This is a genomic window from Streptomyces sp. NPDC046335 (assembly GCF_055587985.1).
On record NZ_JBVJFF010000019.1, the window covers coordinates 89,592 to 111,903 of the forward strand.

At 70.8% G+C, this 22,312-nt stretch carries 18 protein-coding genes, 1 tRNA gene, 3 pseudogenes and 2 riboswitches; of the genes and pseudogenes, 15 read left to right on the forward strand and 7 right to left on the reverse strand.

What is annotated here, in order from left to right:
* Positions 1-31: 31 nt before the first annotated feature.
* Positions 32-2,125: an MDR family MFS transporter gene (locus ACZ6JY_RS36290; RefSeq protein WP_469203078.1), complete on the reverse strand. Its 2,094-nt coding sequence runs from the start codon at positions 2,123-2,125 to the stop codon at positions 32-34.
* Positions 2,126-2,345: 220 nt separating this feature from the next.
* Positions 2,346-2,876 (reverse strand): DUF309 domain-containing protein, encoded by a 531-nt coding sequence (locus tag ACZ6JY_RS36295; RefSeq protein ID WP_469203081.1) that lies wholly within the window; start codon positions 2,874-2,876, stop codon positions 2,346-2,348.
* A gap of 110 nt (positions 2,877-2,986) precedes the next feature.
* Here ACZ6JY_RS36295 and ACZ6JY_RS36300 point away from each other — a divergent pair.
* A tRNA-Pro gene (locus ACZ6JY_RS36300) sits at positions 2,987-3,060 on the forward strand.
* Positions 3,061-3,689: 629 nt separating this feature from the next.
* Here the strand turns inward: ACZ6JY_RS36300 and ACZ6JY_RS36305 are convergent.
* On the reverse strand, positions 3,690-4,832 hold the full coding sequence (locus ACZ6JY_RS36305) for an FAD-dependent monooxygenase (protein WP_469203083.1): 1,143 nt from the start codon (positions 4,830-4,832) through the stop codon (positions 3,690-3,692).
* 169 nt (positions 4,833-5,001) lie between these two features.
* Between ACZ6JY_RS36305 and ACZ6JY_RS36310 the strand changes: the two genes are divergently transcribed.
* Both ACZ6JY_RS36310 and ACZ6JY_RS36315 read left to right on the forward strand, forming a co-directional pair.
* Positions 5,002-5,337, forward strand: a complete 336-nt coding sequence (locus ACZ6JY_RS36310) for an ArsR/SmtB family transcription factor (RefSeq protein WP_469203085.1) — start codon at positions 5,002-5,004, stop codon at positions 5,335-5,337.
* A 175-nt stretch (positions 5,338-5,512) separates the two neighbouring features.
* A pseudogene (locus ACZ6JY_RS36315) lies at positions 5,513-5,835 on the forward strand (IS5/IS1182 family transposase); the annotation flags it as partial.
* Positions 5,836-5,901: 66 nt separating this feature from the next.
* Here ACZ6JY_RS36315 and ACZ6JY_RS36320 read toward each other — a convergent pair.
* A pseudogene (locus ACZ6JY_RS36320) lies at positions 5,902-6,332 on the reverse strand (hypothetical protein).
* Positions 6,333-7,049: 717 nt separating this feature from the next.
* Here ACZ6JY_RS36320 and ACZ6JY_RS36325 point away from each other — a divergent pair.
* From ACZ6JY_RS36325 to ACZ6JY_RS36335, 3 genes are all read left to right on the forward strand, one after another.
* Positions 7,050-7,517: a MarR family transcriptional regulator gene (locus ACZ6JY_RS36325; RefSeq protein ID WP_469203087.1), complete on the forward strand. Its 468-nt coding sequence runs from the start codon at positions 7,050-7,052 to the stop codon at positions 7,515-7,517.
* 939 nt (positions 7,518-8,456) lie between these two features.
* On the forward strand, positions 8,457-9,416 hold the full coding sequence (locus ACZ6JY_RS36330; protein ID WP_469203089.1) for an ABC transporter ATP-binding protein: 960 nt from the start codon (positions 8,457-8,459) through the stop codon (positions 9,414-9,416).
* Complete coding sequence (locus ACZ6JY_RS36335; protein ID WP_469203091.1) at positions 9,413-10,132, forward strand: ABC transporter permease; 720 nt, start codon at positions 9,413-9,415, stop codon at positions 10,130-10,132. Before ACZ6JY_RS36330 ends, ACZ6JY_RS36335 begins: the two co-directional genes overlap by 4 nt.
* A 105-nt stretch (positions 10,133-10,237) precedes the next feature.
* Here the strand turns inward: ACZ6JY_RS36335 and ACZ6JY_RS36340 are convergent.
* Both ACZ6JY_RS36340 and ACZ6JY_RS36345 read right to left on the reverse strand, forming a co-directional pair.
* A pseudogene (locus ACZ6JY_RS36340) lies at positions 10,238-10,515 on the reverse strand ((2Fe-2S) ferredoxin domain-containing protein); the annotation flags it as partial.
* A gap of 290 nt (positions 10,516-10,805) precedes the next feature.
* The gene (locus ACZ6JY_RS36345) at positions 10,806-11,795 is read right to left on the reverse strand and encodes a ferric reductase-like transmembrane domain-containing protein (RefSeq protein WP_469203094.1); all 990 of its coding nucleotides are present in this window, start codon (positions 11,793-11,795) and stop codon (positions 10,806-10,808) included.
* A 210-nt stretch (positions 11,796-12,005) separates the two neighbouring features.
* Positions 12,006-12,249, forward strand: a riboswitch (cobalamin riboswitch).
* 332 nt (positions 12,250-12,581) lie between these two features.
* Here ACZ6JY_RS36345 and ACZ6JY_RS36350 point away from each other — a divergent pair.
* The 8 genes from ACZ6JY_RS36350 (at position 12,582) to ACZ6JY_RS36385 (ending at position 20,680) form a co-directional block, all read left to right on the forward strand.
* Positions 12,582-13,241 (forward strand): GHMP family kinase ATP-binding protein, encoded by a 660-nt coding sequence (locus ACZ6JY_RS36350; RefSeq protein ID WP_469203098.1) that lies wholly within the window; start codon positions 12,582-12,584, stop codon positions 13,239-13,241.
* Positions 13,238-14,260 (forward strand): cysteine synthase family protein, encoded by a 1,023-nt coding sequence (locus ACZ6JY_RS36355; protein ID WP_469203101.1) that lies wholly within the window; start codon positions 13,238-13,240, stop codon positions 14,258-14,260. The genes ACZ6JY_RS36350 and ACZ6JY_RS36355 overlap by 4 nt, the downstream gene beginning before the upstream one ends.
* Complete coding sequence (locus tag ACZ6JY_RS36360) at positions 14,257-15,495, forward strand: ATP-grasp domain-containing protein (RefSeq protein WP_469203103.1); 1,239 nt, start codon at positions 14,257-14,259, stop codon at positions 15,493-15,495. Before ACZ6JY_RS36355 ends, ACZ6JY_RS36360 begins: the two co-directional genes overlap by 4 nt.
* The gene (locus ACZ6JY_RS36365) at positions 15,488-16,750 is read left to right on the forward strand and encodes an MDR family MFS transporter (protein ID WP_469203106.1); all 1,263 of its coding nucleotides are present in this window, start codon (positions 15,488-15,490) and stop codon (positions 16,748-16,750) included. The genes ACZ6JY_RS36360 and ACZ6JY_RS36365 overlap by 8 nt, the downstream gene beginning before the upstream one ends.
* Positions 16,719-17,468: a methyltransferase domain-containing protein gene (locus ACZ6JY_RS36370; protein WP_469203108.1), complete on the forward strand. Its 750-nt coding sequence runs from the start codon at positions 16,719-16,721 to the stop codon at positions 17,466-17,468. Before ACZ6JY_RS36365 ends, ACZ6JY_RS36370 begins: the two co-directional genes overlap by 32 nt.
* Before the next feature lie 54 nt (positions 17,469-17,522).
* A riboswitch (cobalamin riboswitch) is annotated at positions 17,523-17,703 on the forward strand.
* 30 nt (positions 17,704-17,733) lie between these two features.
* The gene (locus ACZ6JY_RS36375; protein WP_469203111.1) at positions 17,734-18,777 is read left to right on the forward strand and encodes an ABC transporter substrate-binding protein; all 1,044 of its coding nucleotides are present in this window, start codon (positions 17,734-17,736) and stop codon (positions 18,775-18,777) included.
* Complete coding sequence (locus tag ACZ6JY_RS36380) at positions 18,774-19,892, forward strand: FecCD family ABC transporter permease (RefSeq protein ID WP_469203113.1); 1,119 nt, start codon at positions 18,774-18,776, stop codon at positions 19,890-19,892. Before ACZ6JY_RS36375 ends, ACZ6JY_RS36380 begins: the two co-directional genes overlap by 4 nt.
* Positions 19,889-20,680 carry an ABC transporter ATP-binding protein gene (locus ACZ6JY_RS36385; protein WP_469203115.1) on the forward strand — a complete coding sequence of 264 codons (792 nt, stop codon included), beginning with the start codon at positions 19,889-19,891 and terminating at the stop codon, positions 20,678-20,680. Before ACZ6JY_RS36380 ends, ACZ6JY_RS36385 begins: the two co-directional genes overlap by 4 nt.
* Here ACZ6JY_RS36385 and ACZ6JY_RS36390 read toward each other — a convergent pair.
* Entirely contained in the window at positions 20,667-21,071 is a 405-nt protein-coding gene (locus tag ACZ6JY_RS36390) for a hypothetical protein (RefSeq protein WP_469203230.1), read from the reverse strand. The two genes, ACZ6JY_RS36385 and ACZ6JY_RS36390, sit on opposite strands and share 14 nt — an antisense overlap.
* Here ACZ6JY_RS36390 and ACZ6JY_RS36395 point away from each other — a divergent pair.
* Entirely contained in the window at positions 21,049-22,215 is a 1,167-nt protein-coding gene (locus tag ACZ6JY_RS36395; RefSeq protein ID WP_469203221.1) for an NADH:flavin oxidoreductase, read from the forward strand. The two genes, ACZ6JY_RS36390 and ACZ6JY_RS36395, sit on opposite strands and share 23 nt — an antisense overlap.
* The last annotated feature ends 97 nt before the right edge of the window (positions 22,216-22,312 follow it).

Sequence of the window (22,312 nt, forward strand, 5' to 3'; positions counted from 1 at the left end):
CCGCCGGGAGACGGGCGCGCAGGCGCCCGCCTCAGCGGGACGCGACCGTGGCGCCCGCCGTCTCGGGGGAGAAGCCCTGCTCCAGGTCCTCGGCGAGCAGCCGCTTGGCGATGGAGTCGACCGCCGCGGTGAGCTCCTTGTCCGGCGGCCGCCCGAGGTCCTTCTCGACCTCTTCGCCCAGCCACTTCGACCACGCCGCGGAGATGGCCTCGGCCTCGCGCTCCCCGGCCGCGGTGTGCGAGAAGTACGTACCCGTACGGGTCAGGAAGCCCTCCTCCACCATGCGGTCGAAGACGGGCACGAGGACCTCGGCCGGAATCCTGCGCCGGGCCGCGATCAGACCGAGGCTCGCGTGGCCCACCATGCGGGTGAAGAGCGAGACCTGCATCACCGCCCACGCGCCCGCGATGTCGAGGCGGGTGTCGGAGTCCCTGATGATGCCGCGCGCGGTGCTCATGCCGACGTTGCGGACGATGTGCGCGACGCTCCGCTCCAGGTGGACCCCCGAATCCGAGGTGGTCGGCTGCCCGAAGCCCTCGCCCATGTCGGGCGCGCTCTCGCGCGCGCTGTCGCGCAGCCGCACCTGCTTGAGGAACAGCGACACGAGAAACCCGAGCAGCGCCACGGGGACGGTCCACAGGAAGACCGTGTGCAGGGTGTCCGCGTACGCCTTCACGATGGGCGCCGCCGCCGCGCCCGGCAGCTCGTGCACCCCCTGCGGGCTCTGCGCCGCCTTCGTGACGGCCGCCGGGTCCGCGGTCCCGGTCCGCGCGGCGTCCGCGATGCCGTCCTTGAGGTTCGGCGCGAGGGTGTTGGCGTAGATGGTGCCGAACACCGCGGTGCCGAACGAGCTGCCCAGCGTGCGGAAGAAGGTGACGCCCGAGGTGGCGGTGCCCAGATCCGTGTACGGGACGGTGTTCTGCACGGCGATGGTCAGCACCTGCATGCACAGGCCGATCCCGGCGCCGAGTACGAACATGTACAGCGACTCCAGCCAGGTGCTCGTGGTGTCGTCCATGAGGGAGAGCAGGAAGAGCCCGAGCGCCATCACCAGCGAGCCGACGACCGGGAAGATCTTGTACGTGCCGGTCTTGCTGACGACGTTGCCGCTGAAGACGGAGGCGATGAGGAGGCCGATCACCATGGGAAGCGTCCGCACGCCCGAGGTCGTGGCCGAGTCACCGTCGACGTACTGGAGGTACGTCGGAAGGAACGTCATCGCGCCGAGCATCGCGAAGCCCACGATGAAGCTGAGGATCGAGCAGACCGTGAAGACGGGGTTGCCGAAGAGCCGCATCGGCAGCATCGGCTCCGCCGCCCGGTTCTCCACCACGCAGAACAGCGCGAGGGCGACGAGGCCGCCGACGAAGAGGACGAGGATCGTGGGGGAGCCCCACGCGTACTGGTTGCCGCCCCAGCTCGTGGCGAGGATCAGCGCGCTCGCCCCGATCGCGACCAGCGCGATGCCCATGTAGTCGATCACCGGGCGCACCGCCGACTTCACGACGGGGATGGTGCGGGCCGCGGCGATGACCACGACGATCGCGATGGGCACGTTGACGTAGAACGCCCAGCGCCAGCTCAGGTGGTCGGTGAAGAGTCCGCCGAGCAGCGGGCCGATCACGGTGGAGACGCCGAAGACGGCGCCGATCGCGCCCTGGTACTTGCCGCGCTCGCGCAGCGGGATGACGTCGGCGATCAACGCCATGGAGGTGACCATCAGACCGCCCGCGCCGATGCCCTGCATCGCCCGCCAGGCGATGAGCAGCATCATGTTGGTCGACAGGCCGCACAGGAACGAACCGGTGATGAAGATGACCGCGGAGATCTGGAAGACGACCTTGCGGCCGAACAGGTCACCGAACTTGCCGACGAGGACCGTGGCGACGGTCTCCGCCAGCAGGTACGACGTCACCACCCACGACATGTGCTCCGCGCCGCCGAGGTCCGACACGATCGTCGGCAGCGCGGTGCCGACGATGGTCTGGTCGAGCGCGGCGAGCAGCATCCCCAGCATGATCGTGACGAAGACGACGTTGCGGCGGCGCCGGTCGAGGAAGGGCGGCGCCTGGGCCTGCGCGGCGGCGGGGGCGGATTCCGGTGCCGGCTGCTCGGTGGTGGTCACACGGTCACCCTCACATCGGGTCGCCCCGACTGCATGCGGGACGAGCCCGCTCCGGTGACGGTTCTGGCCCCTGGGCCCTGGGCCCGGCGGCCCTCGCCCGCGCTTGCCCGCGCTTGCCCGCGGCCGACGGCGCTCGTGGGCTGGGCTTGGAGCCGTGGCTGCCGGGTGCCTGGTGGTGTTCGGGCGCGAGGCGCGAGGCGCGAGGCGCGAGGTCCGTCGGCTACTCCGTCGAGTCGCTTCGCAGGCGTGGCGCGTGGGTGGCTGCTTCCACCGGCTGCCGCTCGCGTTCGAGTTCTTCCGCCAAGGCCGTCGCCCAGGTGTTCAGCTCGGGTACGCGGATTCCGTACGGCCGGGGCCGGTCCGTCTGCTCGCTCCAGGCGGAGATCGCCGCCGCCCCGCGGAGCAGCAGCCGGGCGCCGCCCGTGATGTTGCCGCGGGCCGCGTGGGTGAGGCCGACCGCGAGCTGGGCCAGGCCCTGCCACAGGCCGCGCTCCGCTTCCGGGCCCGATTTCCACGCGTCCTCGAAGACCTCGTGCGCGTGGAACGGCCGCCCCGCGTCGAGCAGCTCCTGCGCTTCGGCGAGGGACTCCCCGGGCGTGCGCACGACGCCCTCGGGCTGCCGGGCCACGCCTTCGGTGCCGTAGGGGAGCGGCCTGCCGAGGCCGTCGCGCGGGCGCTGGCTGCGGGCGCGGCCCTCGGCGTCCCGATCCCGGTCGCGGTCATCTTCGTACGGTCGCGGTGAAGTGCTCATAGAGGGATTGTCGCGCGTACCTGACGGCGGTCACCGGGGAACGGAGCACCCTCGGCCGTGGGGTAGAGTTCTTCTTGTGATCACGGCGGGACACCGCGGCGGACACACACCGGGACGTGGCGCAGCTTGGTAGCGCACTTGACTGGGGGTCAAGGGGTCGCAGGTTCAAATCCTGTCGTCCCGACTGGAGACAGTCGCAGGTCAGGGCCGGTTTCGGAGAAATCCGAAACCGGCCCTGAGCCGTTTTTGGGAGCGCGGTGCGCGGAGCGCGCTGAGGTGTGCTGCTATTCGCGGCGCGAGGGTGGAGTGGACGTGGTGGTCGGCGGTCTCGCGTGCGCGGTCAGTGAGCTTTTTCCAACCTCAGGTTGAGGCGTGACGAAGGCCGGGATGGTCTTCACGATGGCGGTGACCCGGTTGGTGCTACAGCGGAGTTTCCGCGGAAGGCACCAGCCCTTCAGGGCGGCCAAGGCTTGCTGGCCGAGGCAGCGGATCCGGGCGTGGTGCTGTTGTGCCGACGTTGCCGCGGCTTGAGACGCAGGCTGCGGAAGGGCACCGGGGTGATGCCGTCGCCGCCTTGATACGCCTTGTCCGCCCAGCACTTCACCTCCGCGTCGAGGGGGCGTGGTCACCGGCAGTCCCCATGTCGTGGCGAGCGTCGGGAACGGTGGGTGAGGCCCACAGCAGCCGACCTGCCGCATAGGTGATGACCTGCCGCCACTCCGAGCCGGGCTTGTCGGACATGGCGGCGCCGACCCGGCTGAGAGCTACCGCGGAGCTGCGCGCCGACCGGTGACCGGTCGGTGCGGATCCGGTCTACCGGTTCGCGGCTTCGCGAGAGGCGATCCGGTTCGTGCGACCGACCGCGCGGCCCACCGCGTTGCGCGCCTCGAGGCCCGTCCGGGTGCGGGGCACCATGAGTCTGGAGAGCAGACCGACGCGTCGCTGCCGCGGGCCTACCTCACGGCGGAGCCGCGACTCGTAGGCGGCGAAGGCGCGGGCGTGATCACCGCGATGGGCGGCGAGTTCTTCTGCGAGGGCGTACGCGCCCGCCATCGCCATGCTGGACCCGTCACCCAGCAGGGCCGTCGCCGCCGCCGCGTCCCCGAGCAGGACGACCCTTCCGCGGGACCACGAGGGCATCCGGAGGGTGGTCAGGGGGTCGAAGAACGGAGCCGGGTGGTCGAGGAACGCCGCCACGAATTCCGGTGCCCGCCACCGCACGTCGGCGTAGGCGTCGGCCACGGTCTGCTTGTGCAGGGCGATGTTCTTGCGGTCGTGGGGCGCCGGCTGTGCGGCCCGGAAGGTGAAGATCGCAAGCGGGGTGGTCCGCGAGGGGTGGAGGACCAGCATCCGGTTCGGCACGGTCAGCATCGTCATCTCGGTCGGGTCCTCGATGGCGTCGGGTTCCAGCGGGACGGTCGCGCCGTACAGGCCCAGGTCGCTCGTGAACTGCCGCTCGGGCCCGAATACCAGGCGCCGTACGGTGGAGTGCATCCCGTCGGCACCGACCACCAGGTCGAAGCGCCGTGGCGCGGACCGCCGGAAGGTGACGTCCACCCCGCCTCCGTCCTGGTCGAGAGCGGTGACCGTGTCGTCGAACAAGAACTCGGCCTCGGCCTGCGCCGACCGGTGGAGCACCTCGGACAGGTCGGCTCGGGTCACCTCGACCGTCGGCGCCTTGTCCGAGGTGAGCGGGAGTTGCAGGATGCGCCTGCCGTCGGGATCGAGCAGGGTCAGTGACCGATTGCGGGTGGCGAGCTCGCGGAGCTGCGGGAGGATGCCCATGCGCTCGGCGACCGGGATCGCGGGCCCCTTCACGACGATCGCGCTACCACCGGAGCGCAGCTGCCGGGCGTGTTCGACGACCGTCGGCCGGTATCCATTCCGGGAGAGCCAGTACGCGAGTGCGGGCCCTGCGATTCCGGCACCGACTATCAGCACCTCGGGCTTCTTCATGACGATGACCTCTCGGAGTGTCGATGACCAGGTCCCCGGCGAGTGCCGTGCCGGGTCTGCGGGAGCGGCGGCACGGGCGGTGCGACCGGACCCAGGTACGATCAATTTCGTACCTCAGGGAAGCACGCCCTTCAGGTACGATGCAAGTCGTACTTGAAGGAGGTGCCGCGTGGCCAGGAGGAACCTGGACGGCCCGGAGGCCGATGCACTCGATCTGGGTGCGGTGTTTCGTGCACTCGCCGATGAGCACCGTCGTTCGGTGATGACGGAGTTGGCCACCGACCGCAGCGACAGCGAGCGGGGCTGCAACTCGTTCGATCTTCCGATCTCGAAGCAGACCCAGACCCACCACTTCCGGGTCCTGCGCGAGGCAGGTCTCATTGACGAGGTCGACTACGGCAACCGCAAGGGCATCCGACTACGACGTGCGGACATCGAGAAGAGATTCCCCGGGCTCCTCGCGCTCCTGGGAGCAGGGCCCCCGGCCGATACCGCTCCTCGCTGAGCACAGCTGAGCACACCGGAGGGGAGTCCGATTCGGCCGCCCTGAGCCGCGAGCTCTGTTTCCTCAACCTGCGTGCGGAGCGGGGCCACTGGGGTGAGGGCGGGGTCCGGGCGTAGAGAAGCTCCTGGTAGACGGGTGCGTGTCGAGTCCAAGGCATCCTGCCAGGAGCTTCCGCATGCTCGTCTACCCAGCCGGGGTCGATCTGTCCACCTCCGCTCTGCGCTTCCTCGCCCGTGAGCTGACCGCACGTCGACTTGCGCAAGGGACACGATGGCGCCGGCCGGCATCCTGGCTGCTCTGGCTCCAACTCTCGCCGAGGCGGTGAGGACAGCCTCCGGCAAGGCGTTCGTGATCCTGGACAGTACGTTGCTGCCGATCGACCGGCCGACCCGGCGGGGACGATTGCTGTGGGCGTCGCCCGCGCTGCCCGGATCTGTCCACGACATCAAGGTCGCGCGAACTCACGGCATCACCGGTGCCCTGGCGGGGGCAGCCGTATCACCAGCCTCGTCCAGGCCGTCCTCACCCTGGACCTGACATGCTCAAACTGAGGTCGGAAAAGGCTCAGTGGCCGAGGTGGCGTAGGTAGTCCTCAAACGTGGCGTGCGTTGCGTCCGCCGGCCCGAAGTTCCGGTTGAACCAAGCGGTGTCGAGCCGGGTCTCCCGCTGCTGGTGGCCGATCCGGCACGCGGAATCAGATGTGGTCGCGCGTGGAAAGGATGAGCCAGTCCCGGTATGCGCCACACTCGGAGCGGGTGACCATCTCACCGTCGAGGACGACCGGCTGCTTCCACGACATCATCCTGCCGTCGAGCTGATCGTGGCTGGGTACCCGCAGCTCCGGCGGAAGGGAGTCGTCCACCGCGGTGGCCTGCTGGGTGCGCTCCGGCTTGGCCGGGGGCACCCCGAACCCAGGCCGGATGGTCCTGCAGCCGCGCATGCAGCTCGGCAAACTGGCGCTGCGCCCCGCTGAGTTCCGTGGCGCGGCGGCGTATTCGGTGGAACGCCCTGGCGTTCTCCTTTGCCTCGTCCTGCTCGCTTCATGAGCGTGGCCATGGCCTACGCCCTTGGTGGTTTCAATTCACAAAGTCACAGTCACCTGCGGCCAGGCCGTGAGGTGTTTCCTCGCTTCCTGGGCTGCGTTCGAAATGAGGTTGGTGAAATCTCTCCCGGCTACTCGGCAGGCCGCCGTGGGAGCGGCCGAGCGTGTGGTCGTCCGGCTCGGCCGCCAACCCGTCGGTACCTGTCCGGCCCGTATCGCGAGCCCCCTTTTCCGCGCTCCGCCAGCGTGCTGGTGGGCTCGGCAGAGGGGGAGTCGACTGACACCTCCCACTCGATGTGCCCGGATACGTCGACTTTGGCCTGCATCTTCTTCAGGGCGTGTGCCCCAGGTTCCGTCGATTTGCCAGCGCCGGAACACCAAGTACGCGGTCTCCCGCGGACCATACCGGTCGGGTGCATGCATCCCGCCAGGGCGCCCCCGTTCTGGCCTGCCACCAGATGCCGTCGAAGACCTGCCGCCGATCCCGCGTGCACGTCCCATCTTCGGCAGTCAGCTCCGATCCTGGGGGCTGGATTTCTCGCCTTCGCGCCGACGGCGTCCGGAAGGTCACCCGTTTGACCTCAACTGAACTTGAGATCCTACGGTCTTCGCATGACCTGCAACAGCGTGCAGGCTCCGCACCGAAGTACCGAAGCACCAGGAGGGGACTATGACGACCCAGCAGAACTCCGACGCCGAACTCGCCGGACAGCCCGCCGCGTACTGGACCGGTGTCGCCTACGAGGCGCTCATCGCATGCACCCGGGCCCAGCAGGCCGAAAGGGGCTATACGCAGCCCCAGTTCTGGCTGTTGCGCAATCTGTCCGTGAACGACCTCTCGCCCGACGGCGAGGGGATGACGCTGCCCGAGCTGAGGAAGGCCATGGCCTCCTACCTTCGACCCGAGGACGATCTGGCGGCGGAGGCCGAGGTGCTCCTGCAGCGCGGCTGGCTGACCAGGGACGCCGAGGGTCAGCTGTGGCTCACCGAGGAGGGTGAACAGGCACGCGTCGACCTCGCGCGCAACGCCCCCGCGATCCGGGCCGCTCTCCACGAGGGCATCGACGACGCGGACTACGTCACCACAGTGAAGGTGCTACAGCGGCTGATCCGCAATGCGGGCGGGACGGTCGCCTGACAGGCCAACGGCCCGGGCATCTGCCCCGGGGGCCCGGGCAGATGGCGGCAGACCAGTCGGCGTGATCTTCCAGCGAGGTCATGCCGCCCTCCAACTCGCCACCGTGCGGCAAGCATCTGCGACCACATCTCAAACACGCCCAAGGGCCGAGACCTGCTTTGGGCGAGGCGCTTCCAGCGCCGTGAGGTCCGTCTACAGTGGCATGCCAAGGCTCTCCTCATCGTGGGCGGCAGCGGGTTCCTGGGTACTGAGCTGGTCCGCCAGGCATCTGCCGCCGGGCTGCCTCGCTCGCTCGCCCCTGCCCGGTTATCAACGCGATGAGCGGTAGCGCCAGTTGTTCGCTGCGCCGTACGGGGTGACGGGTTGGCGAGGCAGGATTCGTCGTAGTGGGACGTGGATGCCGGAGTGTACGGCGTCGCTGGCTTACGTGAACGAGGCGGCAGTTGTGCTTCGCTGCGGTCATCGCCAGGCGGACGGCACCTTCAGCCGTGTCTGCCAGGACGCGGCGAAGACCGGCACCCGGCTTCTGGCCTCAGACGGCGCCATCGCCCGTCCCCACGCGGTCCAGTTCGTCAGAGTCGATCAGAGCGTGGAGACGTTCCGCTCGGCGAGTAGACGAGCGACCATCCACCAGGCATTTTCCTAGCGGTGACGGGCAACGTCGGCTGTCGATGCCGAGGGTGCGGGCGAGGACCGCGGCGGGCAGTTCGGTGGCGAGTTGGAACAGGGCGGTTGAGCGGGCTTCTGCGAGCCGGCTGCCGAGTTTGCGGAGCCGTTCGCGGACCTCGACCTGCTGGCGGGCCAGTTCAGCGACGGGTGCGGGAAGCTCGACCGGACGGCACCGAAGCCGCTCCGGCCTTGCGTTGCTGCTGGTCAGGGAGCCTAAGGCGTGTCATGTCCACCGGGAATGTCAAACGGAACGGCCGGTGCAAGGCGCCGGTGAGAACCAGGAAGTACTCCGCACGGGAACTCACCAAGCGATACGGCGACAGGACAGCCGTCGACCACCTGTCCTTCACCGTCCGGCCGGGCCTTGTCCCCGGCTTCCTCGGACCGAACGGCGCCGGGAAGTCAACGACCATGCGTATGGTCGTCGGCCTGGACACACCCAGCTCGGGCTCGGTCACTGTGGGCGGCCGCTCCTACGCAAGGCTCCCTGCTCCGTTGCGGACGGTCGGCTCGCTGCTCGACGCCGAGTCCGTCCACGGCGGGCGCACCATACGCAAGCACCTGCTGGGCCTCGCCCGCAGCAACGCGATCGGGCGCCGCCGCGTGGATGAGGTCCTGGAACTGGTCGGTCTGGCGGAGGTCGCCGACCAGCGGGCCAAGGGACTGTCGCTCGGCATGGGGCAGCGGCTCGGCATCGCGGCCGCCCTGCTCGGCGACCCGGAGGTGCTGATCCTCGACGAGCCCGTCAACGGCCTGGACACCGAGGGCATCCGCCGGATCCGCGATCTGCTCAAGTCCCAGGCGGCACAGGGCCGGACGGTGTTCCTGTCCAGCCACCTGATGAGCGAGATGGAATTGACCGCCGACCACCTGATCGTGATCGGGCGCGGCAAGCTCCTCGCGGACACCGCCATGCGGGACTTCATCGAGACGAATTCGCAGGGCGGCACCCTGCTGCGCGTGCCCGACGACGAAGCGGGACGGATACGCGCCCTGCTCGAAGCACACGGGGCGACCGTCAACCTGGACGCTCGCGGAGCCTGGCGGGTCACGGGTCTCACCCCGGTGGAGATCGGCGAACTGGCCCGGGGTGACCAGCTGGCGGTCCATGAACTGACCCCGGTCCTCTCCTCGCTGGAGGAGGTCTACATGAACATGACCCGCTCCTCGGTCGAATTCCGGGGCGGTACGGCGGACGCCGGTCACGAGACGAAGGAACTGGTCCGATGAGAACGCCCCCCACCACGACGCGAGTCGGCACCGCCGGCGCCTCACCGACACCTGGCTTCGGCACTGCGCTCGCATTCGAATGGACCAAGTTCACCAGCCTCCGCTCTACTCGCTGGACCACGGCGGCAGTCGGCCTGCTGATCGTCGTCGGCGCGGTGTTCGTCGGGCTCAGCGGCAGTCTCCAGCCCGACGACACGGTGCTCGGCGGCAGTCTCACTCTCAGCGTCGTCTCCTTGATGATCGCGGGTGTGGCGGGATCGCTGACCGTGTGCGGCGAGTACTCCAGCGGCACGATCGGCTCCACTCTGGCCGCGGTGCCGCGCCGTGGCAGGGTCCTGGCCGCCAAGGCGGTCCTGCTCGGAGCGCTGCTGTTCGCGATCGGCCTGGTCGCCTGCTTGCCGGCTTACGTCCTCGGCGACGCGATCCTCGAGGACGGCGAGCACGCCCAAGGCGAGCGTCACTCGGCGGGAGCCGTCACGGTGGTCGTCGCGGTGATGCTGCTGCCCTCCCTGTTCGGCCCGCTCTTCGGCGACCTGCAGCGGTGGATCGCGGGCGCGCCCCCTACCGCCGCTCTGGAGAAGCTCACCCAGACCTCGGACGCGAGTCACGAGGTGGTCGGCTCGCTGGGCGCGTGGCCGTCGCTGGGCCTGGTCGCCGCGTACAGCGTGGCGCTCCTCGTGCTCGCTGTTTCGCGGTTGCGCCGGCGTGATGTCTGACGCCATCGGACGCTGAGGCCGGCCGAAGGGGGGACGGCCGACGTCTGCCGGCCGGCGGGAGCGGGCTGCTCGGCCGGCCGGCTGGAAGCGGCGGATCGCGAGGGAGGGTGGGCTGAACGTGTACAGGTCGAGGATCTCCGGCCGGGGTGCGACGCCGGGGCCGCCCGCCTGACCAGGCGGCGATGTCCTCTATCGCGTCCGGGTCGTTCACCAGGCCGAACCGCACTGGCCGTGCTCCGGCCGCACGCCCGGCGGACGAGGGCCGCACGACAACCACGCCTGCCTGGTCACACGCGTCCAGGCAGGCGGAGATGCGTACGGGCGCCTCCCCACGCAAACGCGCGGCCTGCGCGGTCCCGGCACGCGACGACCCGGCACGGCAGCCGCCCACTCACCTACCCACCCACCAGTTGCGCAGTCACCTCAGTGCCCTACGCCTCACCGTCCGTTGTGTCGGACACGCCGAAACGCTCCCTCTCCGGGGAGATCCGCCCCGGGGCTCCGTCGAGGGGGCGGCGGCGTGGGGCTCCTGGCTCTCGGGGCGCAGCTCCTCCCGGCCTTACCGTCCCTCGTGGGGCAAGTGGCCCGTTCGGGATCCGCTCACCGGTCACAGTGGCGGGACTCTCCCTCGCTCGGGTGCCCGTGTCGGTCTGGTCCGGATGGCGGCCGGGGATCACTCGGGCTCGTGTGCATGCGGACTCGTCGTGGGTGGCTCGTCCGGGCGTTCCCGGCCACCGTCATGGCCGGACGCCACCACGAGGACGAGACCCACCACGACGGCCCCGGCAGCCACCCGGCCAACGACCCGCACCGTCCAGCTCGGAAGCGACACGCCCGCCCGCCGCGTCGGTGCGCCCAGTCGCTCGGCCCGCCGGGCGGGCCGCAGCAACCGGGCCAGCAGTAGCGCCGCGACCGGGAGTTGCAGCAGCCACAGCACGGTACGCGGCCACTCGCCGTACCAGACGTTCGTGCCGTACAGCAGGGTGTGCCACACGCTCAGCACGTAGACGACGATGACGAAGCGGTGCAGCCGACGCCAGGTGTTCGCGCCGATGCGGTGACGGACGTAGAACAACAGGCCCAGCGGGACGGCCAGATACAGAGCGCCCTGCCCCAGCGGAATGGCGATCCGACCGGTGCCGGAGTCGTACCAGCCGGGCACGAACGTGTCCGCGAACCCCGCCCACAGCCGCCCGGCCCACGCCAACTGGGCCTCGTAGCGCACGAGTTCGGCGGCGAACAGCAGTGCGTGTGCGGACATCAGGGCGATCGTGGTCAGGCTCGTGGTGCGGTGCCAGCGTTCCAGGATCTGCCGGGACACCGGCAGCCGGGCGGGGCGCGGCCCCGAAAGCAGGAGACCGAGCATGACCGTGCCCCAGGCCCACAGCAGGCCCGACCAGCCGAACGCCTGGCTGAGGAGGTACATCCAGTAGGTACCGGCGTCGTCCATGAACGGCATGACCGCGACCGTCGCCGAGTTGCCCGACTCCATGCGGGCGTACAGGAACGCGAAGACGGCCGCCGTGACCAGGACGGCGGCGCCCGCGTCGGGGAGCGCGGCGCGCAGGTCGGCGCGCAGCACGACGCGATCGGGCGGACGCCGCTCACGGGCGGGCGGCGGGGATGTCGTGCCGTCGTCCTCCGGGGTCGTCTCTGGCAGCATCCTGGGCCTTCCGGGCGCGGTACTCCGAGGGGAGGTGCGGGTGACGTCGACGCACCAGTGTGACCGGCGTGGCCGGAAATACGGAGGACACATTCGGCCAGAGTGTTGTCCGGGTCGGCCGAGTCGTCTCAAGGCTCCGATGCCGCCGCCCGGACGATCGCATCCGGACAACTGACGCCGCGCCCCTCCCGCAGCGGCGTGAGCCGCCCTACGCTCATGCCCGCAGTCGGTTCGCGTCTCCTGTCCGACCAGGTATTGGCGGCGCGACGCAAGAGGGAACCCGGTGGGAATCCGGGACTGTCCCGCAGCGGTGAGTGGGAACGAAAGCCGTCATCAGCACTGGCCCGAGTCGGTTCGGGGCCGGGAAGCGACGGCCGGTAGATGCCCGCCGGTGACCGGTGTCCCCGGTGAGCGAGCCCACGAGTCCGAAGACCTGCCACTGCGCCCGTACGTGCTGTGCGGGTGGTGCGCGGTGACCTCGAGGACTGGGTCGGCGGTACGGACGGGATACCCGCGGGGCACGCCCCGCACGGCGCCTCCTCCCCGGTCGCATTCCAGGACGCGGACAGGAGGAGGGGTTCGTGACGGGCCGTACCGTCTCCGGTGTCTGCCACGGCACCCTGGGCGAGCTGTACCAGGGTCCGCTGCGGGCAGGCCCCGATCCGGCCATCGCCGTCGTGTCGTTTCCCGTGGGCCGCCGTTCCCGGGTGACTTTCACCCACGGGACGGATCCGCCGGACCCGCTGCCGCTCGGGGAGAAGTCCGCGATCGCGGGCCCGGCTCTTCGTGGAGCACTTCGGGCTCACGCTGCCACCGGGCCGTTGGAGCGCCCACTCCGACCTTCGGGTGGGCGTGGGGATGGCGAGTTCGACCGCCGACATCGTGGCGACCCTGCGCTGCCTGTTCCGGCTCTTCGCCCTGCCGTATGACGCGGACGTGGTCCTCGGCGTCCTGGCGGCGATCGAACGGGCGGACAGCGTCTTCCTCGACGAGTTCGCCCTGTACCTCAGTGGCCGGCACCGGGTGGTGCGGCGGCTGGGCACGGACATCGGCTTCCACACCGCGTACATCACCGAGCCCGGGACGGTGGACACCGCCGCCGTCACCGACCTGCTGCTGGCGCACTACCGGCGGCACGGGGAGGAGTACGAACGGTGCCTGACCGACTTGCTGAAGGGATTCGTCTCCGGTGATCCGGCCGCGGTCGCACGGGCGGCCACCGCCAGCGCCGCCCTGTCACAGCGGGTGCTGCCCAAGGCGGCATTCGACAGCATGCTCGCCCACCAGGAGCGGTTCGGCGCCGACGGCGTCTTCGTCGCCCACACGGGCTGTCTGATCGGCTATCTCTTCCCCGGCCGCCCCGACGCCGCCCTGAAGTCCGAACTGTCCGCCTTCTTTCATTCGCTCGGCCAGCAGTGTTCCTTCGCCCAAGGAGGCTACGGGTGATCCACCCTCACATCGCCGACGCCCTGAAGGTCCCCGATCTCGTCCGGCTCTGCGACGGCCTCGTCCTGATCCGGTTCGAGTCGATGAAGATCTACTCCGCGCTCGCCGCTGTCCGCCACCTGCTGGAACGGGGCACGATCCGTCCGGGACAGACCCTGGTCGACAGTTCCAGCGGCATCTACGCCTACGCCCTGGCGCTGGCCTGTCACCGCTACGGCATGCGCTGCCACATCGTCGCGTCCACCACCGTGGACATCACCACCCGCGCCCAGCTGGAGATCCTCGGCGCCACCGTGGAACAGGTCCGGCCCTCCGAGAACCTCAAGCTGGACCAGGAGTTACGGGTACGGAGGGTGAAGGAGATCCTGGCCGACCACCCCGCCTGGCACTGGATGCGCCAGTACCACGACGACGTCCACTACCTCGGCTACCACGAGGTCGCCGACCGGATCACCACCGCGTTCCCCGCGACCGCACTGACCGTCGTCGGAGGGGTGGGCTCCGGAGCCTCGACGGGCGGCCTCGTGGAACGCCTGCGCGCCACCGACCCCTCGGTGCGGCTGGTCGGCGTCCAGCCCTTCGGCAGCCTCACCTTCGGCAGCCAGGACCACCACGACCCGGAAGCGATCATCGCCGGCATCGGGTCGTCGATCGTCTTCGACAACGTCCGCCACACCCTCTACGACGCCGTGCACTGGCTGGACTTCACCCACGCCATGTCCGGCACGGTCGCCCTGCTGCGCGACCACGCCGTCTTCGCCGGGCTGTCCACCGGCGCCGGATACCTCACTGCGATGTACGAGGCCCGCCGCCATCCCGACCGGCTGCACCTGGTGATCGGCGCCGACACCGGACACCGCTACGTCGAGCGCGTCTTCGCCCGGCACACCGAAGCCCTGGACCCCGCCGCCCTGAAGCCGGTCGAGATCTCAGCCCCCGAGGAGATGTCCATGCCCTGGTCCAGGATGGCGTGGCGGCGCACCGCCTGCCCAGCCGGCCGGAAGGAGCGAGCCGCATGACCGTCGTCTGCCTCGAATCGCTCACCTTCGGCCTCGGACACCTGGTGCGCGCCGCCGACGCACTCGGCGAGCGGCTCACCCTGCTCACCCGCGACCGCGCCTACTACGCCCACGAGTTGGAGAGGCTTCCGCCGGACGCCCTCGACGTCGTCGTCACCGACACCTTCGACGTGGAAGGGCTCGCGGACCTGCTGCACCGGACGCCTCGGCTGCGCGGCCTGATCAGTTCCACCGACACCTGGACCCTCGCCGGCGCCGAACTCACCGACCGCCTCGGCCTGCCCGGCCTCGACCCGGCCGTACTGCGGCTGACCCGGGACAAGGCGGCCGTACGCAACCGGCTGCACGCTGCCGGGCTGACACGCGGGCGCGCCGTGGAGGCGACCGGGGCGGAACTGAGGGACGTGCTGCTCAAGGAGGCCGGTCTGCCCGCCGTACTGAAGGACACAGCGGGCACCGGCAGTCAGAACGTCTGGCTGGTCCGCGACGAGCCGGAACTGGACGCGGCCCTGGCCGAGGCGGCCGGGCGGCAGTTGAAAGGGCGGCTGTTCGCTGAACCGTACTTCAGCGGACCGGTGTACAGCGCCGAGACCCTCACCTGGGCCGGCCGGACCCGGCTGCTGGGCGTGTCCAGCCGGCTGATGTCACCCGAGCCGTACTTCCGGGAGGAGATCACCGCGTTCCCCGTGGCCTTCCCCGAGGCGCGGCGGGCCGTGCTGGAGCGGTGGCTCGGTGAGGTGCTCGCGGCGATCGGCTACACCGACCGCTTCGCGCACGCGGAGTTCGTCCTGACCACCGGCGGCCCGGAGGTCGTGGAGATCAACCCCCGGATCGGGGGCGCCCTGGTCGGGGTGGGCATGTGCCGGGCGCTCGGAGTCAACGTGTACGAGGCGATGATCGAGGCCGCGCTCGGGCGCCGTCCCCGCCTGATGGACGCGGACCTGCCCGGCGGCCCGGCGGTCGCCTTCGTCCTGGGCTACCCGGCCGCGCCCGGCGTGTTCACGGGCGTCGCCGGTCTGGGGCGGCTGGCGGAGATGCCGGGATCACCGGCCTGGTACCCGGTCAGGTCCGTCGGCGACCCCGTCGAGCACCTGGGCGACAGCCGCGGTTACGCGGGCATCGTCTACGCGGAGGCGGAGACCGCCGAACTGGCCACGCACCACGCCGTGGCCGCCGCCAACGCCGTACGGGTGCTTACCGAGCCGTTCCAGCGGACCGGGGACGCCGGTGGCTGACCACGCACCGGGCGGGAGCGGCCTGCAAGCCGCGCTGTCCACGCTGAACGGTCCGCTGCGTTTCCTGCTGCTCTGCTCGTTCCTCATCCCGCTCGGCAGCTTCATGATCCTGCCGTTCATGGCGGTGTTCCTGCACGAACGGCTCGGAATGGGGCTCGGCACGGTCGGCGCCGTGCTGGCCGTGGCGTCCCTCGTGCAGTTCTCCGGGGGGATCGTGGGCGGCGCCCTGGCGGACGGCTTCGGGCTGCGCCGCACCATGCTGTGGGCGCTGATCATCCGCACGGCCGGGTTCGTGGGCCTCCTGCTGGCACTGCGCTGGCCACCCCTGGCCGTCGGAGCACTGGTCCTCACCTGCTGCGGCGCCGCGCTGTACCTGCCCGCCAACAAGGCGTACCTCGTGCACGGCGTGGACGACGAACGCCGCCCCGCGTTCCTGTCGGCGGGCAACGCGGCGCTCAACGCGGGGATGGCGGTGGGACCGCTGATCGCGGGGCCGTTCGTGCTGTCCTCGCCCGGCTGGCTGTTCGTGGCCGTCACGGCGCTGTTCGTCCTGGTCACCGCAGGCCACGCACGGCTCCCCGACGCGAAGGCCGAGCGGGAACCGGGTCCGGAAGCAGGGGGGAAGGGCCTGCTCGCCGGGGTGGCGGTCCTGCCGTTCGCCGCCAACGCGCTCGCCTTCTACCTCTACTTCCACTTCCAGCACTTCCTGGCGGTGTACGCCGTCGAGCGGGCGTCCAGCGCGTTCTACAGCCTGGTCCTCCTGCTCTGCTTCACGCTGGTCATCGTCGTCCAGCCCCTCGCGTCCGGTCTGATCCGGCGCATGCCCTACGCGACTGCCCTCGCGGTCGGCTTCACGGGCCTGGCCGCCGGGCTGGCCGTCCTGGCGGCGGGCACCCGGCCGGCGCTGCTGGCGGGCGGGGCGCTGATCACGTTGGGCGACATCGTCCTGTTCCTGAAGAACGACCTGGAGGCCCTGCGCCGCAGCCCGCGCTCGGACGCCGTGGTCTTCGGCCGGCAGCGCCTGGCCGCGGGCCTCGGCGCCTGCGCCAGCGGAGTGCTGGGCGGGCAGTTGTACGGCATCACCGAACACACCGGGGGCACCGGCTTGTTCTGGCTGCTGTCCGCGGCGCAGTGCCTGTTGCTGCCGCCACTGCTGGCACTGCGCGCTCCCCGGGCGAAACACCTCCACCCGCACGATCACGACGAAGGAGCACTGACACCACATGACACGGACGGGCGGGTTCCAGGACGATGACTTCTGGACCGAGTTCCACGACTTCCTCTTCTCCGAGCAGCGCCACACGCAGGCCGAGGAACTGCTCGGCACCTCTCCCTTGCTGTCCTTCCCCGCCGGAGCCCGGGTGCTGGATCTGTGCTGCGGCCCCGGTGTGTTCACCGTCCCGCTCGCCCGCCGCGGCCACGACGTCACCGGGGTGGACCTGAGCCCCGCCATGCTGGACCGGGCGCGCAAACGGTCGGCCGACGCGGGCGCCCAGGTCACGTACGTGCGGGCCGACGCACGCGAGTACGAGGCCCCGGGCGCCTTCGATGTGGTCCTCAACATGTTCACCTCGTTCGGCTACTTCGACGACCCCGCCGACAACGCGCGCGTGCTGCGCACCATGTACGCCTGCCTGGCCCCCGGAGGCACCCTCGTACTGGACCTGGCGGGCAAGGAACTGCTGGCCCGCAAGGTCACCCCGCCGAAGGTGGTGAAGCGGGGCGAGGACCTGATGGTGCAGACCGACACCGTGCTGGACGACTGGGCGCGGCTGCGCAGCGACTGGGTCCTGGTCCGGGGCGAACGGGTGACGCGGGCCACCCTGGTGTGGTTCGTGTACAGCGCGGTGGAGCTGCGGCGGATGGTTCGGGAAGCGGGGTTCGGGCGGGTGGAGGTCTTCGGCGGTTTCGACGGCCGCCCCTACGACGAGAAGGCCGACCGGCTGGTGCTGCGGGCGGTGCGCGAGACATGAGGGCCGGGCAAGGGCGCTCGGGCACTTGCGCACGCCCTTATGGCCGCTTCCCGGCAGACCGTAGTATCAGCGGGTCATCACCGCGACGGGAGACAGGAAGCCGGTGCGAATCCGGCACGGTCCCGCCACTGTGACCGGGGAGTGCACCCTTCGACACGCCACTGCGCGCCGCGTGGGAAGGCAGGGGGAGCGGCGATCCGGGAGTCAGGACACTGGCCGGTCGCGGGCCCGTTCCGAGGAGCGCGGACTCCCCAGGAGGCTTCACGTGTACGACGGCACGTCCCGTCCCCCGCTGTTCACCCCTGCCCGCAGGCGGCATGCCCGGCGCGCCATGGCCGCGGCCGTCGCCCTGTCGGCGGCCCTGCTGACCGCCGGCTGCGGATCGTCGCAGGACACCGCCCAGGACGCGAAGGCCACGGCCCCGCCGGCCAAGGGCTTCCCCGTCACCATCGACAACTGCGGCGTGAGGACGACGTACGAGAAGGCGCCGGCCCGCGTCATCACCATCCACCAGCACCCGGCGGAACTCCTGCTCTCCCTGGGCCTGAAGAACCGTATGGTCGGCACCGCCTTTCCCGATTCCGCCGTCCTGCCCAAGCTGAAGAAGGACTACGAGTCGGTCCCGGAACTGGCGAAGAGGGAACCGTCCTTCGAGACGGTCCTGGAGGCCGAGCCGGATCTCGTCTACGGCGGCTACGGCAGCGCCTTCGCCGAGAACGAGGGCCGCTCCCGCGAGGCGTTCGCCGACGCCGGCATCGACACCCACCTCAACCGCGAGTACTGCGGCGAGAAGCGCGTGACGATGAAGGACGTCTACGAAGAAGTCCGCACCGTCGGCAAGATCTTCGGCGTGCCCGACCGCGCGGACAGGCTGGTCTCCGACCTCCGGTCACGGGTCGGCAAGGCCACCACCGCCGTCGAGGGCAGGCCCCAGGTACCCGTCTTCGTCTACGACAGCGGCGACAAGACCGCCTTCACCGCGGGCGGCAAGAGCCTCGGCACCGAACTGATCCGGCTGGCCGGCGGCAAGAACGTCTTCGCCGATCTCGACGACGTCTTCGGCGACGTCTCCTGGGAGCAGGTCGTCGAACGCAAGCCGGAGGTCATCGCGATCTACGACTACGCGGACGCCGGGAGCGTGGAGCAGAAGAAGAAGTTCCTGCTCGCCCAGCCCGCCCTGAAGGACGTGCCCGCCATCAGGAACAAGCGGTTCGTGGTGCTGCCGCTGACCGCCACCCTGGTGGGCGTGCGGTCCGCGTACGCGGTGGAGGATCTGGCGCGCGGCATCCACCCCGAGGGCTTCCGGTGACGGCTCCGGTCACCGACGCCGCCCCCGGGCAGGCCGCACGACCGGGGAAACAGGACGACAGACGACGGGCGGGCCCGGCCGGTCTCGCCGTCACACTCGTCGTCCTGGCCGTCCTGCTGGTGCTCTCCGCCACGGCGGGCCTGGCGATCGGCTCGGTCCATGTGCCGCCCGGACAGGTGTGGGGCATCGTGACGCACGCGCTGGGCGCCGACTGGGCAGAACCGGACTGGTCCCGCGCGCGCGAGACCATCGTGCTGGACGTCCGCGCGCCCCGCGTCCTCCTCGGGGCCGTGGCCGGCGCCGGGCTGGCGGTCGTGGGCACCGCCCTGCAGGCCCTGATCCGCAACCCGCTCGCGGAGCCCTACCTGCTCGGAGTCTCCTCCGGGGCCTCCCTGGGCGCCGTCGTGGTGATCGTCTTCGGTGTGACCCTGCTCGGACCGGTGTCACTGTCGGCCGCCGCGTTCGCGGGCGCGCTCGGAGCGCTGCTGCTCGTCTACGCCACCGCGCGCACCGGTGGCCGGATCACCTCCGCACGGCTCGTCCTGTCCGGTGTGGCCGTCGCCGCGGTGCTCACCGCCCTACTGCACCTGCTGTTGCTCACCGCCGACCGGGGCAACGAGGCCCGCGCGGTCCTCGCCTGGACCCTCGGCGGCCTCGGCGGAGTCAACTGGGACACCCTGTGGCTGCCCGGCGCCGCCCTGCTCATGGGCATCGCCGTCCTCATGGCGCAGGCCCGCAACCTGAACGTGCTGCTCGCCGGTGAGGAGGCCGCCACCACGATGGGGCTGGACGTGGCCCGCTTCCGCGCCCGTATGTTCGTCCTGCTCTCCCTCGTCACCGGCATCCTGGTCGCGGCGTGCGGACCGATCGGCTTCGTCGGCCTGATGCTGCCGCACATCGTCCGCCTCGTCGTCGGCGGTGACCACCGCCGCGTCCTGCCGACGGCCGCGCTCGGCGGCGCGGTCTTCCTCATCTGGGCCGACATCGCCGCACGTGTCGTCGCCGCACCCATGGAGATCCCCGTCGGCGTGCTCACCGCACTGTGCGGCGGACCGTTCTTCCTGTGGCTGATGCGCCGCGACGCCCGCAGGACCACCGACCGAGGAGGGGCATGACCGCCACCGAACTCGTCGTCGACGGCGTCACCCTCACCGCCGGCGCGCACCGCCTCGTCGAGGACGTCTCCCTGACCGCCCGCCCCGGCGAGGTCATCGGCCTCGTCGGCCCCAACGGCAGCGGCAAATCCAGCCTGCTGCGCGCCGTCTACCGGGTCCTGCGCCCCGCCACCGGCCAGATCAGCGTCGACGGCACCGACGCCTGGTCGCTGCCCGTGCGGCAACTGGCCCGGACCGTGGCGGCGGTGGTGCAGGAGTCGGGCGCCGACTTCGACCTCACGGTCCGCGAGGTCGTCGCGATGGGCCGCACCCCGCACAAACGGCTGCTCGGCGGGGACACCCCTGAGGACGCCGAACTGATCGAGACGGCCCTGGGCGCGGTGGACGCCACCGGCCTGGCCCACCGCCCCTTCGACCGCCTCTCCGGCGGCGAACGCCAACGCGTCCTCATCGCCCGCGCCCTGGCCCAGCAGCCGTCCCTGCTCGTCCTGGACGAGCCCACCAACCACCTCGACATCCGACACCAGCTGGACATCCTGAACACGCTGCGCCGCCTGTCGGCCACGGTGCTCGTCGCCCTGCACGACCTCAACCTCGCCGCCTACTACTGCGACCGCCTCTACGTCCTGCGCGACGGTACGGTCACCGCCTCCGGACCACCCGCCGACGTCCTCACGCCCCAACTACTGGACGACGTCTACGGCGTGACGAGCGAGGTCATCATCCACCCGCGCACGGGCGCACCCCAGGTGACCTTCCTCCCACCCACCCGCCTCACGTCGTCTTGACCGGCGGCGCGCTCAGGCCCGCCGTGACGAAGGCGATCACGGTGGAGGTGGCCGGCAGGGGGTGGGCCGCCGACGGGGCTCCGGCGAGGGGGCGGCCGTAGGTCTCCAGGAGGAGGCTGAAGGCGAGCCGGCGGCGTTCGGTGACTTCCTGGACGGACAGCTCGGGCAGCAGCCGGCCGAGCATCACCTCGAACGGCGTGGGGCTGAACAGCGTGGACACGTCGGGGAGCTGCCCGGTGGGCAGGGCGCTGCGGGCGAGCAGATGGCACAGCACCCGGCCGTCCGGGCTCGCAGCCAGCTCGGCGAACGGCTCGACCACGGCGGCCACCAGGTCGCCCACGCTCAGCCCCGCCTCGGGGCTCGGACCGCTGACCCTGCGCAACCGTGTCATCAAGGCCGCCACCTTCGAAGGCATGACCAAGGGTGCCCAGGTCAGCGACGAGCTGATCGAGTTCCACCGTCGGTACGCGTCCGGCGGCGTCGGCATGACCACCGTCGCCTACTGCGCCGTCGCCCCCGAGGGCCGTACCGAACGCCACCAGATCTGGATGCGGCCCGAGGCCCTGCCGGGACTGCGCCGGCTCACCGAGGCCGTGCACGCCGAGGGCGCCGCGATATCCGCGCAGCTCGGACACGCCGGACCGGTCGGCGGCAGCCGTTCCACCGGGCTTCCCTCGCTCGGCCCCTCCGGCGCGTTCAGCGCCCTGGCCGTCGCCCGCACCCGCCCGGCGAGCCACGCCGACATCGAACGGATCACCAAGGCCCACGCGGACGCGGCGCTCCTCGCCGCCGAGGCCGGGTTCGACGCGGTCGAGATCCACCTCGGCCACAACTACTTCGCCAGCTCCTTCCTCAGCCCCAAGCTCAACCGCCGCAAGGACGCCTACGGTGGCTCGCTGGTCAACCGCGCGAAGGTGGCCCGCGGGACGGCGCGCGCGGTGCGCGAGGCGGTGGGTGACCGGCTCGCGATCCTCGCCAAGCTGAACATGGACGACGGCGTGCCGGGCGGGCTGTGGCTGGACGAGAGCCTCCAGGTCGCCTCCTGGCTCGAATCCGACGGCAGCCTCGACGCCCTCGAACTGACCGTGGGCAGCTCCCTGCTCAACCCCATGTACCTGTTCCGGGGCGAGGTGCCGGTCCGCGAGTTCGCCGCGGCGATGCGCAGCCCCGTCGTAGGGCTGGGGGTGAAGGCGCTCGGCGGCAGGTTCCTCCGCTCCTACCCGTACGAGGAGGCGTATCTGCTCGACAGCGCCCGCCAGTTCCGCGCCGCCCTCACCCTGCCGCTGGTGCTGCTCGGCGGCGTGTCCCAGCGCGCGACCATGGAGCGGGCGATGGCGGAGGGCTTCGAGTTCGTGGCGATGGCCCGGGCGCTCCTGCGCGAGCCCGACCTGATCAACCGGATGCGGAAGGAGGAGACCACCCGCTCCTTGTGCATCCACTGCAACAAGTGCGTGCCGACCATCTTCTCCGGCACGCGGTGCGTCCTGACAGGAGCGATGGGCGACGAGGCCGGAGACCCCTCCGGTACCACCTGACGTACGCGTGGTGGCCTACCGCGGACGGCGGCGACGGCGGACGGAAAGGGGTACGGCCGCGCGGGCCGGCCTGCTCCGCGGCCGGTTTCGAGGGGGA